The organism is Micromonospora tarapacensis (assembly GCF_019697375.1).
Taxonomy (GTDB): domain Bacteria; phylum Actinomycetota; class Actinomycetes; order Mycobacteriales; family Micromonosporaceae; genus Micromonospora; species Micromonospora tarapacensis.
Map to the genome: position 1 here is coordinate 13,535 of NZ_JAHCDI010000004.1, position 11,671 is coordinate 25,205.

Genomic DNA, 11,671 nt, shown 5'->3' on the forward strand with positions numbered 1-11,671 from the left:
TCCGGCGGCGGTCACCGGGATCGCCGTCGACGGTCACGTCCGGCCGGTAGACCGAAGCGGTCAGTCCCCTCACCCAGGAGGAACGATGACCGAGATCGATCGACGTACCCTGCTGCGGGCCGGCGTGGTGGCCGGCGCCGGCGTCGCCGGCGGCGTGTTGCTCGGCGGGGCCGGCGCGTCCGCCGGACCGGCCTGGCGGCCCGGTGGGCGGCCGGTGCTGACCCACGGTGTGCAGAGCGGCGATGCGGCGGCGGACTCCGCGGTGGTCTGGACCCGCGCGGACCGCCCGGGTCGGATGCTGGTGGAGGTGAGCCGCCGGCCCGACTTCCGGGGCGCCCGCAAGGTGCGCGGACCGGTGCTGCACCCGGGCTCGGACTTCACCGGCAAGGTGCGGCTGGGCGGGCTGCCCAGTGCCGAGCGGCTGCACTACCGGGTGCGGGTGGAGAGCCTGGACCGGCCCGGCCTGGCCAGCGCGCCGTTGACCGGTGCGCTGACCACGGCCCCGGCCACGCACAGCCGCCGTGACGTGCGCTTCGTCTGGACCGGTGACATCGCCGGGCAGGGCTGGGGCATCGCACCCGACTTCGGCGGCATGTCGATCTTCCGGGCGATGCGGGCGCGGCGGCCGGACTTCTTCCTGTGCAGCGGCGACACCGTGTACGCCGACAACCCGCTCACCGAGTCGGTCGCGCTGCCCGACGGGCGGGTCTGGCGCAACCTGGTCGTCCCGGAGAAGTCCAAGGTCGCCGAGACGCTGGCCGAGTTCCGTGGGCAGTTCGCGTACAACCTGCTCGACGAACACCTGCGGGCGTTCGCCGCGGAGGTGCCGCAGGTCAACCAGTGGGACGACCATGAGGTGACCAACAACTGGTACCCGGGGGAGGTGCTGACCGACGACCGCTACACCGAACGCCGGGTGGACGTGCTCGCCGCTCGGGCGCGGCGCGCGTTCGACGAGTGGCTGCCGACGCCCCCGCGCGGACCGCTGTACCGCAGGTTGGCCTACGGCCCGCTGCTGGACCTGTTCGTGCTGGACATGCGGACCTACAAGGACCCCAACGACGGCAACACGTACGCCGACCCGGGTCGCGGGTTGCTCGGTGCCGAACAGCGGGCCTGGCTGATCCGGGAACTGACCCGGTCCCGGGCCACCTGGAAGGTGATCGCCATCGACCTGCCGCTGGGGCTGGTGGTGCCGGACGGCGCGGCTGCCCAGGAGGGCGTGGCACAGGGCGACCCGGGCGTCCCGGCCGGGCGGGAACTGGAGTTCGCCGGGGTGCTCGGTGCGGCCCACCGGGCCGGGGTGACCGGGATCGTCTTCCTCACCGCCGACGTGCACTACACCGCCGCGCACCACTACGACCCGGCCCGCGCGGCGGTCGCCGACTTCACCCCGTTCTGGGAGTTCGTCTCCGGCCCGGCGCACGCGGGCGCGTTCGGCCCGAACGCCCTGGACGGCACCTTCGGCCCGCAGGCGGTGTTCGTGAACGCCCCGCCCCGCGCCAACACCTCCCCGGCCGAGGGCTTCCAGCACTTCGGCGAGGTTCACATCGACGCGCACTCCCGTGCCCTCACCGTCCACCTCCGCGACCGCGACGGCCGTTCCCTCTGGACCACCACCCTCCCCGCCCCCTGACCCCCACCCCGGCCGTGTCGATCATGCAGTTGTGGCTCCCGAATCACACCGAAAGGCCCCTTTCGAAGGGTGCCACAACTGCAAGATCGCGGGGGCGGGGGTGGGGTGGGGCGGGTATGATCGGGGGTGGCGATGATCCGGCTATCACCGGGGAGTCTCCGGAAGAACGGCCGGGTGACCGGCTCAGTAGAACCGGACGGGTCCGGCCCGTCACAGCCGGCCAACGAGCGGGCGGTCGATCCTGGCCGTCAAGCGGGGTGGTACCGCGGGTCCGACCCGAGGCGCCGGTGACGGCGTACCGGAGCGGGCTCGTCCTCGCAGACCCACGACAGTGAGCGTCAGCGAGGAGAACGACCCCGATGGCCTATCCGTTGCACGACCCGAACGCCGGCGGCGTCCCGGCGAGCCCGGACCTGCCCGCGGTCGAGCGCCGGGTGCTGGAGCACTGGACGGCCGACAAGACCTTCCATGCCTCCGTGGACGCCCGTGACCCGGGCGAGGACGGAAACAACGAGTACGTCTTCTACGACGGGCCGCCGTTCGCCAACGGCCTGCCGCACTACGGCCACCTGTTCACCGGGTACGTCAAGGACGTGGTGCCCCGCTACCAGACCATGCGCGGCCGGCGGGTGGAGCGGCGCTTCGGCTGGGACTGCCACGGCCTGCCCGCCGAGGTGGTCGCCGAGAAGCAGCTCGGCATCACCAGCAAGGCCGAGATCCTCGACCTGGGCGTGGCCCGGTTCAACGAGGCGTGCCGCGCCTCGGTGCTGGAGTTCACCCAGGACTGGGAGCGGTACGTCACCCGGCAGGCCCGCTGGGTCGACTTCGCCAACGACTACAAGACCCTCGACCTGGACTACATGGAAAGCGTCATGTGGGCCTTCAAGACCCTGCACGACAAGGGTCTGGTCTACGAGGGCTTCCGGGTGCTGGCGTACTGCTGGCGCTGCGAGACGCCGCTGTCGAACACCGAGACCCGGATGGACGACGTCTACCGGGACCGGCACGACCCGACCCTGACCGTGTGGTTCGAGCTGACCGCCGACGAGTCCGCGCCGGAACTGGTGCGCGGGCCGGTCCGGCTCGGCGTCTGGACGACCACCCCGTGGACGCTGCCGTCCAACCTCGCGCTCGCCGTCGGCCCGGACATCGAGTACGCGGTGCTGGAGCGCGACGGCGTCCGTCACCTGGTGGGCGCGGCCCGGCTGGCGGCGTACGCCAAGGAACTGGAGGGGTACGAGCAGGTCGGCACGGTACGCGGCGCGGACCTGGTGGGACGCCGGTACACGCCGCTGTTCGACTTCCTGGTGGAGCAGGCCGGGCCGAATGCCTACCAGGTGCTCGGCGCGGAGTTCGTCACCACCGAGGACGGCACCGGGATCGTGCACCTGGCCCCGGCCTTCGGTGAGGACGACCAGAACGCCTGCAACGCCGCCGGCATCCCGACCGTCGTCACGGTAGACGACCACACCCGGTTCACCGCGCTGGTCCCGCCGTTCGAGGGCGAGCAGGTCTTCGACGTCAACAAGCCGGTGATCCGCCAGCTCAAGGAGCGGGGGGTGGTGCTCAGGCAGGACACCTACACCCACTCGTACCCGCACTGCTGGCGCTGCGACACGCCCCTGGTCTACAAGGCGGTGTCGTCCTGGTTCGTGGCGGTGACGAAGTTCAAGGACCGGATGGTCGAGCTCAACCAGCAGATCAACTGGACACCGGGGCACATCAGGGACGGCTCGTTCGGCAAGTGGCTGGCCAACGCCCGGGACTGGTCGATCAGCCGGAACCGGTTCTGGGGTTCGCCCATCCCGGTGTGGCGCTCCGACGACCCGAACCACCCCCGGGTGGACGTGTACGGGTCGCTCGCCGAGATCGAGCGGGACTTCGGCGTACGCCTGACCGACCTGCACCGGCCGGCGGTGGACGAGTTGGTGCGCCCCAACCCGGACGACCCGACCGGCCGCTCGACGATGCGCCGGGTGCCGGAGGTGCTGGACTGCTGGTTCGAGTCCGGCTCGATGCCGTTCGCCCAGGTGCACTACCCGTTCGAGAACGCCGACTGGTTCGAGCACCACTACCCGGGCGACTTCATCGTCGAGTACATCGGGCAGACCCGGGGCTGGTTCTACACCATGCACGTGCTGGCCACCGCGCTGTTCGACCGGCCGGCGTTCCGCAACTGCCTCAGCCACGGCATCCTGCTCGGCTCGGACGGGCGCAAGATGTCCAAGAGCCTGAGCAACTATCCGGACGTGTACCACGTCTTCGACTCGTACGGCTCGGACGCGATGCGCTGGATGCTGATGTCCTCGCCGGTGCTGCGGGGCGGGGACATGCCGGTCACCGAGTCGAGCGTGCGGGACGCCGTCCGGCAGGTGCTGCTGCCGCTCTGGAACGTCTGGTACTTCTTCTCGCTCTACGCCAACGCGGACGGGTACCAGGCCAGGCGGAGGACGGCGGCGACGCCGGCCGGCGGCGGCGACGCCGCCGGCAACCTGCTCGACCGGTATGTGCTGGCGAAGACGAACGAGCTGGTGGCCACGGCCGGCGCGCAGCTGGACGCGTACGACATCTCGGGCGCCTGCGCCACCGTCCGGTCCTACCTGGACGCGTTGACCAACTGGTACGTGCGGCGCTCGCGGGACCGGTTCTGGGCCGGTGACGAGGAGGCGTTCGACACCCTGTGGACGGTGCTGGAGACGCTCTGCCGGGTGGTGGCGCCGCTGGCGCCGCTGACCGCGGAGGAGATCTGGCGCGGGCTGACCGGCGAGCGGTCGGTGCACCTGACCGACTGGCCGCAGGCCACGGAGTTCCCGGCCGACCACGACCTGGTCGCCGCGATGGACTCCGTCCGCTCGGTCGCCTCGGCGGCGCTGTCGCTGCGCAAGGCCAAGGGGCTGCGGGTCCGGCTGCCGCTGTCGAAGCTGACCGTGGCCACACCGGTGGCCGAGCAGCTGCGTCCCTTCGCCGACCTGGTCGCCGACGAGGTCAACGTCAAGGAGGTGGAGTTCACCGGCGCGCTGTCCGCGCACTGCCGGCAGGTGCTCACCGTGGTGCCCCGGGCGCTCGGGCCGCGGGTCGGCAAGCAGGTGCAGCAGGTGATCAAGGCGGTCAAGGCGGGCCAGTGGGAGCTGGTCGACGGTGCCCCGGTCGCCGCCGGCGTCACCCTCGCCGACGGCGAGTACGAGCTGCGCCTGGTCGCGGTCGACGCCGAGCACTCGGCGCCGTTGCCGGGCGGCGAGGGGGTGGTGGTGCTGGACACCATGGTCAGTCCCGAACTCGCCGCGGAGGGGTTGGCCCGGGACTTCGTCCGGGTGGTGCAGCAGGCCCGCCGGGACGCCGACCTGGACGTCTCCGATCGGATCGTGGTCTCGGCGTCGGCCTCCGAGGGGGTCCGGGCTGCGGTGTCCGGGTACCGCGACTTCGTGGCCCGGGAGGTGCTGGCCGACAGCGTCGACTTCGCCGACGGGCTCGACGGCTTCGTCGGTGAGGTCGGTGAGGGCGAGCGGGTCACCGTCGTCGTCCGCCGGGTCTGAGACCCGGCGGACGTGCCCCACCTCACGACTGCCGTCGTGGGGTGGTCCGCTACGGTGACACCGCCGCTTACCTGACTCGATTCGCCGGAGGACCAGTGCCGCTGCTCTACACCATCGGCAAGCTCACCGTGGGCCCCGCGATGCGGCTGGCGTTCCGTCCGACGGTGGAGGGGCTGGAGCACGTCCCGGCAAGCGGCGGCGCGATCTTCGCCGGCAACCACCTGTCGGTGGCCGACGAACTGCTGCTCGGCACCGTGGTGCCCCGGCACCTGGCTTTCTGGGCGAAGTCGGACTACTACAAGGGCACCGGAGCGAAGGGCGCGTTTCAACGGTTCGTGCTCAACGGTCTCGGGGCGATCCCGGTCGAGCGGGCCGGCGGTCGGGCGGCGTTGACCGCCTTCGACGCGGCGATCCCGGCACTGAAGGGCGGCGACCTGGTCGCCGTCTACCCGGAGGGAACGCGGTCCCCGGACGGGCGGCTCTACCGGGGTCGTACCGGTACCGCCCGGCTGGCCCTCGCGGCGGGCGTGCCGGTCATCCCCGTCGGCATGGTCGGCACTGACAAGGCCCAGCCGATCGGTGCCCGGCTGCCCCGCCCGGGCCGCGCGAAGATCATCGTGCGGTTCGGCAAGCCGCTGGACTTCACCGGGCGCCCCAACGACCGGACGTCGCTGCGGCAGATGACCGACGAACTGATGGCCGAGATCCAGAAGCTCACCGGCCAGGAGTACGTCCCGCGTTACGCGCCGCCACGCGCCCACCCGCCGGTCGCCGACGGGCCCGAGGCCGGCTGACCGACGTCACGGTGGGCTGACGGAGCGCCTTTCCTCCTGGGCGCGTACCGCGTCGATGTCGCCGAGCCGGTCGAGCTGGGCCATGGTGCGGGCCATCCGGGCGTTGCCCGGGATCCGCTCCCGGTTGCGGGACAGGAACGCCCAGTAGCCGGCGGCGCTGGTAGCCGGGCTCGAAGTACCAGTCCAGGTGCCAGACGAAGTCCCGCCAGCCGAGGATCTGCCGGATGAAGCCTTCCACGCTGGGCAGCGGCGCACCGTGGCGGCGGTACGCCTGCTCCGCGCCCCGGACCGCCGCCATCGGGTCGAGCAGGCCCAGGTTGAACGAGGATGAGAGCAGGCTGTGCGCCAGCCAGGGGTCGCCGGCGAGCATCGCGTCCTCGTACGGGCCGAACCGGGGCAGCCGGTGCTTGAGGAAGTGCCGCAACCGGGCCTGCGCCTCACGGGTGATGACCGGGAAGCGACGCGGGCCGTCCCGCCCGACGAACCGGATGCCCTCCCGCTCCCACCGGTCGAGATCGGCCCGGACCTCGGCGTCGATCTCGTCCTCCCGGGGCATCGGCGGGGGCGGCACGTCGAGGCGGTCGACACCCTTCGGTGGGGGTTGACGGTTGTCGGAGTCGAAGCTCCACCGTCCGCCGGCCGGTTCGTCGCCGTCGACCAGCACCCGGTGGTGCTCCCGGGTAAAGCGGTGCGCAGGAAGATCGCCTGACCGCCTTCGACTCGATCAGCAGCACCGGCTGGCGGCGGTTGTCGAGAAAGTGCGGCCCCAACTGGTCGGCGAAGAGCCAACGCCGCGGCATGGCTCCGATTGTCCCCCGTCGGGCGCCGCGGCGGGTGAGAAGGGCTCAGCCGGTCAACCGTCCGTGGTGACGATCTGCTCGCGCAGGGTGCCGAGGAGTCGAGCACTGTCGTCCACGGAGAGCCCGGTGAAGACGGCGCTGGTCATGCTGCCGTGGTCGACCGAGGTGCACACCACCACCCCGACCCCGTCGGCGCGACCCACGGCGCAGCGTTCGTGTCGGCCCCGGACGCCGGTCTCCACGACCTGTGCCTCGCCGAGGGCGTACTGGCCGGTGAGCCGGTCGATCTCGGCGTCGGCGTCCGCCGACGGCGTGAACCGGAAGCCGGTGCCGCCGAAGACGGTCACCCGCTTGCCGGTGCTGGTGGTGTAGATCCCGGCGAACGTGTCCTCGGCGAGCCAGTGCGCCTGCCGCATCTGCGTCTCCAACCGCCGGGCGTCGCGGGTGCTGCGCGGGTCCTCGCGCAGTCGCAGATCGGCCACCTGCCCCGGCAACGTGGCGTTCGCCGGGTACTGACTGGCCATCGGCATGCCGTAGTAGGCCGGGCAGCCGCAGCAGCAGGCCAGGGTAAACAGCAGCACCCAGGGCCAGCGGCGCCGCCTGCGGACCGGGACCGGGACGTACCCCGGGGCGCCTGCCAGCCGGGCGGCGGCGCGACGGGTCGTGCCTTCTTCCTGTCCCGCCGCCGGCTCGGTGGCGACGCGGTCGGTGGCCCGGCCGGTGTCGGCAGCCGCCCGGCCGGAGAGACCGGTGGAGCCGGCGGGGCGCCGTGCCCGGCCGGCGGGCGGGCGACCGGCGGCGGGTACGCCGGCTGTACCGGATAGGGACCGGGCTGCTGCGGTGCCGGGGAGATCGGAGGTGCCGGGGAGATCGGAGGTGCCGGTGGCCCGGAGTACGGCCGGGTCGGCGGCGGGGCCGGGTAGGACAGCGTCGGCGGCAGGGCGGGGAAGTCGGTCGAGGGCAGGTTCCAGCCGCTCGTGTCGACGCCGGCCCAGGGGTCGACCGGGGTCTGGTGCTCCGGCTGGGGCGCCGGCGTCACCGGCGCGGGGTGGGTTCGCTCGACTCGCCCCAGCCGTGGCGGCGCGCCGGCGCCGGCGGCACCGCGGCCGAGCCGCTCCAGCGCGGCGCCGGTGCCTCGTGCGGGGCGTCGGGCAGCACGCGGGTGCCCTGCGGGCCGACCGGTGGCTGCGGGCCGACCGGTGGCTGCGGCGCCGGGTCGGCGGGCTGCTCGTCGTCCGGCCTGGTGTCGTCCGGCCGGGTGTCGTCCGATCTGGTGTCGTCCGGCCGAATCGGCTGGTCACGCGCCTCGGCTGGGTCGGTCGGCAGTTCGTGAGTGACCGCCGGCTCACCGTCCCGCTGTGGCTCTGGACGGCTCCCGTCGACCGGCCGGTCTGCTCCCGGCTGCGGCTCCGGCATCGCGGCAATCTCCTCTCGCGCCGGTCCGAGGTTAGTACCGGTGTGCCACCGGGGCCGAATCGGCTGCCCGCCGGCCGCGGTCCCGGTCCTCGCGGCCGTTCCCGGTCCTCGCGGGCCGCGGGCCGCGGGCCCCGGGCGCCGTGGCCGGGGACGAGGGGTTCGGGCCCTGTCGAGCTGAACCGCTTGTGCTATCACCAGCAGAGCCCCGGCTCGTCGCGGCCGTCGGCGCTTCGGACGTCCGGGATGGCCGTTTGGTTCGGCCCGGTTGGTCCGCTGATCCGTCGGTGCTATCAGCTCGACAGGGCCGGCAGAGCGGGCCTGCGCCGGGCCTGGGCCGGGCTCGCATCGGGTTTGGGCCGGGCTGGGCGGGGTGCCCGGGCGACCGCTGCGAAGTCCGCTCCTTGGGCCGATCGGCGGGCACGAGCGGCGAGCAGCAGGCCGCGGCGGACGCCCGACCAGTTCGAGGGCGTGCTGGCCGGCCCACCGGGGACTGCGGGTAGGAAAGGCGGCTGCCAGGTGTGGCGCGGTGGACGGTGGGTGGGCGCGTACTCTTGGGCAGCATGAGCGTCCCGTCCACCACACCGCGTCCGGTCGCGGCCAACTCCGTGTGGCCCCGCCTGGAGCCGCTGCTGCCCCAGGTGACCAAGCCCATCCAGTACGTCGGTGGCGAGTTGGGTGCGGTGGTCAAGGACTGGGACGCGGCGATCGTCCGCTGGGCGCTGATGTACCCGGACGCGTACGAGGTCGGCCTGCCCAACCAGGGCGTGCAGATCCTCTACGAGGTGCTCAACGAACTGCCGGACACGCTCGCCGAGCGGACGTACGCGGTCTGGCCGGACCTGGAGAACCTGATGCGCGTCCACGGCGTGCCGCAGTTCACCGTCGACGCCCACCGACCGGTCCGTGACTTCGACCTCTTTGGCGTGTCGTTCGCCACCGAGCTGGGCTACACCAACCTGCTCACCGCGATCGACCTGGCCGGTATCCCGCTGCTCGCGGCCGACCGCACCGACGCCGACCCGGTGATCGTCGCAGGCGGGCACGCCGCGTTCAATCCCGAACCGATCGCCGACTTCGTCGACGCCGCCGTGCTCGGCGACGGCGAGGAGGCGGTCCTGGAGATCACCGCGATCGTCCGGGAGTGGAAGGCCGAGGGCTGCCCGGGTGGCCGGGACGAACTGCTGCTGCGGCTGGCGCGTACCGAGAGTGTCTACGTGCCGCGCTTCTACGACGTGGACTACCTGCCCGACGGCCGGATCCAGCGGGTCGTGCCCAACCGGGCCGACGTGCCGTTCCGGGTGCACAAGCGCACGACCATGGACCTGGACGCCTGGCCGTACCCGCGCAAGCCCCTCGTCCCGCTGGCCGAGACGGTGCACGAGCGGTACGCGGTGGAGATCTTCCGGGGTTGCACCCGGGGGTGCCGGTTCTGCCAGGCCGGCATGATCACCCGTCCGGTCCGCGAGCGGTCCATCACCACGGTCGGGCAGATGGTGCAGCAGGGACTCGAGTTCTCCGGCTTCCACGAGGTTGGCCTGCTGTCGCTGTCCTCGGCGGACCACTCCGAGATCGGCGACATGTGCTCCGGCCTGGCCGAGCAGTACCAGGGCACCAACGTCTCGCTCTCGCTGCCCTCGACCCGGGTGGACGCGTTCAACATCGAGCTGGCCCAGGAGCTGTCCCGTAACGGCCGGCGGACCGGTCTGACCTTCGCACCGGAGGGCGGGTCGGAGCGGATCCGCAAGGTGATCAACAAGATGGTGTCGAAGGACGACCTCATCCGCACCGTGGTGACCGCGTACACGAACGGTTGGCGGCAGGTGAAGCTGTACTTCATGTGCGGCCTGCCGACCGAGACCGACGCCGACGTCCTGGAGATCGCGGACATGGCGCACGAGGTCATCCGGGCCGGTCGGGCCGCCACGGGCTCCAAGGACATCCGCTGCACGGTCTCGATCGGCGGGTTCGTGCCGAAGCCGCACACTCCGTTCCAGTGGGCCGCGATGGATCGGCCGGAGGTCATCGACCACCGGCTCAGGTTGCTCAAGCAGGCCATCAACGCGGACCGTTCGCTGGGCCGAGCGATCGGCTACCGCTATCACGACGGCGAGCCCTCGCTGATCGAGGGCCTGCTGTCCCGGGGTGACCGCCGGGTCGGCGCGGTGATCCGCCGGGTCTGGGAGAACGGCGGCCGGTTCGACGGCTGGAGCGAGCACTTCTCGTACCAGCGCTGGGTGGACGCCGCCGGCGAGGTGCTGCCCGGCTTCGGGGTGGACCTCGACTGGTACACCACCCGGGAGCGCGACGAGCTGGAGGTCCTGCCCTGGGACCATCTGGACTCGGGCCTGGACAAGGACTGGCTCTGGCAGGACTGGCAGGACGCGCACAGCGAGTACGAGCAGGACGACTGCCGGTGGACGCCGTGCTTCGACTGCGGCGTCTGCCCGACCATGGACACCGAGATCCAGATCGGCCCGACCGGCCGGAAGCTGCTCCCGCTGACCCCGGTCAACGGGTCGAAGCTCGCTGCCGGCACCCAGCAGTGAACCCGGGGCCGCGGGTGGGGCCCGACACCGAGGAGCGCGACCATCAGTAGGAAACCACAGCCCGAAGGCGGCCAGGCGCCGGTCGTCCAGCGCATCCGGATCCGGTACGCCAAGCGTGGCCCGCTGCGGTTCACGTCGCACCGCGACTTCGCCCGGGCCTTCGAGCGGGCCCTGCGCCGGGCCGGCGTGCCGGTGGCATTCTCCCAGGGCTTCACCCCGCATCCGAAGATCTCGTACGCCAGCGCCGCGCCTACCGGAGTGGCGAGCGAGGCGGAGTACCTGGAGATCGGCCTGCGCGAGCCGGTCGAGCCGGAGCAGCTGCGCGCCGCGCTGGACGCCGCGCTCTCGCCCGGTCTCGACGTGCTCGACGCCGTGGTGGCCAGCGGCACCGGCCTGGCGGACCGGATCGAGGCCTCCCACTGGCGGATCGAGCTGCCTCAGCTGGATCCCGACGGGGTGGCGAAGGCCGTCGAGGTCTTCACCGCCGCCGACGAGGTGCTGGTCGAGCGGATGACCAAGCAGGGACGGCGGACCTTCGACGCGCGGGCGGCAGTCATAAGCATCGATGCCCTTGTGCCGACGGCGACGCCTTCCGGGGACCCGGCCGTACCGTGTGCGATACTCGAACTGGTCGTGCGGCAGGTCACCCCGTCCGTACGGCCCGATGACGTCCTTTCCGGCCTCCGCGTGGTGGCCGGCCTGGAGCCGCCGGTGGCCCCGAAGGTGATCCGGCTGGCTCAGGGCACGCTGACCGCGCAGGGTGCGATCGTGGATCCGTTGGACGCGGACCGCGACTGGGCAACCATCGGCGGGCGCTGACCGACGGTCGGCGTCCAGACAGGCAGACTTCGCCGGTCGCGCACCCTGTGCGCGCCGGGGAAACACCTTTGCGGCAACCCTGCGTGGCAGCGCTCACCCGCGCCCGGGGAAGCCAGAACTGGAGAAC

8 protein-coding genes are annotated in these 11,671 nt (G+C 72.2%); 5 read left to right on the plus strand and 3 right to left on the minus strand.

Annotated features, from left to right (window positions below; genetic code table 11):
* Window positions 1–85: 85 nt before the first annotated feature.
* From KIF24_RS06130 to KIF24_RS06140, 3 genes are all read left to right on the plus strand, one after another.
* Entirely contained in the window at window positions 86–1,636 is a 1,551-nt protein-coding gene (locus tag KIF24_RS06130) for an alkaline phosphatase D family protein (RefSeq protein ID WP_221083210.1), read from the plus strand.
* A gap of 359 nt (window positions 1,637–1,995) precedes the next feature.
* Window positions 1,996–5,169 (plus strand): isoleucine--tRNA ligase, encoded by a 3,174-nt coding sequence (gene ileS, locus KIF24_RS06135; RefSeq protein ID WP_221083211.1) that lies wholly within the window; start codon window positions 1,996–1,998, stop codon window positions 5,167–5,169.
* Window positions 5,170–5,264: 95 nt separating this feature from the next.
* Window positions 5,265–5,963, plus strand: a complete 699-nt coding sequence (locus KIF24_RS06140; protein WP_221087204.1) for a lysophospholipid acyltransferase family protein — start codon at window positions 5,265–5,267, stop codon at window positions 5,961–5,963.
* Here the strand turns inward: KIF24_RS06140 and KIF24_RS06145 are convergent.
* The 3 genes from KIF24_RS06145 to KIF24_RS06155 form a co-directional block, all read right to left on the minus strand.
* On the minus strand, window positions 5,884–6,627 hold the full coding sequence (locus tag KIF24_RS06145) for a cryptochrome/photolyase family protein (RefSeq protein ID WP_331461019.1): 744 nt from the start codon (window positions 6,625–6,627) through the stop codon (window positions 5,884–5,886). The genes KIF24_RS06140 and KIF24_RS06145 overlap by 80 nt on opposite strands.
* A gap of 189 nt (window positions 6,628–6,816) precedes the next feature.
* Window positions 6,817–7,344, minus strand: a complete 528-nt coding sequence (locus KIF24_RS06150) for a hypothetical protein (protein WP_221083212.1) — start codon at window positions 7,342–7,344, stop codon at window positions 6,817–6,819.
* A gap of 454 nt (window positions 7,345–7,798) precedes the next feature.
* Window positions 7,799–8,179 carry a hypothetical protein gene (locus KIF24_RS06155; RefSeq protein ID WP_221083213.1) on the minus strand — a complete coding sequence of 127 codons (381 nt, stop codon included), beginning with the start codon at window positions 8,177–8,179 and terminating at the stop codon, window positions 7,799–7,801.
* Between the two features lie 560 nt (window positions 8,180–8,739).
* Here KIF24_RS06155 and KIF24_RS06160 point away from each other — a divergent pair.
* Both KIF24_RS06160 and KIF24_RS06165 read left to right on the plus strand, forming a co-directional pair.
* A complete protein-coding gene (locus KIF24_RS06160; RefSeq protein WP_221083214.1) occupies window positions 8,740–10,725 on the plus strand; it encodes a TIGR03960 family B12-binding radical SAM protein in 1,986 nt (661 codons plus the stop codon).
* Window positions 10,726–10,824: 99 nt separating this feature from the next.
* Window positions 10,825–11,544: a TIGR03936 family radical SAM-associated protein gene (locus tag KIF24_RS06165; protein ID WP_221087205.1), complete on the plus strand. Its 720-nt coding sequence runs from the start codon at window positions 10,825–10,827 to the stop codon at window positions 11,542–11,544.
* Window positions 11,545–11,671 lie beyond the last annotated feature (127 nt).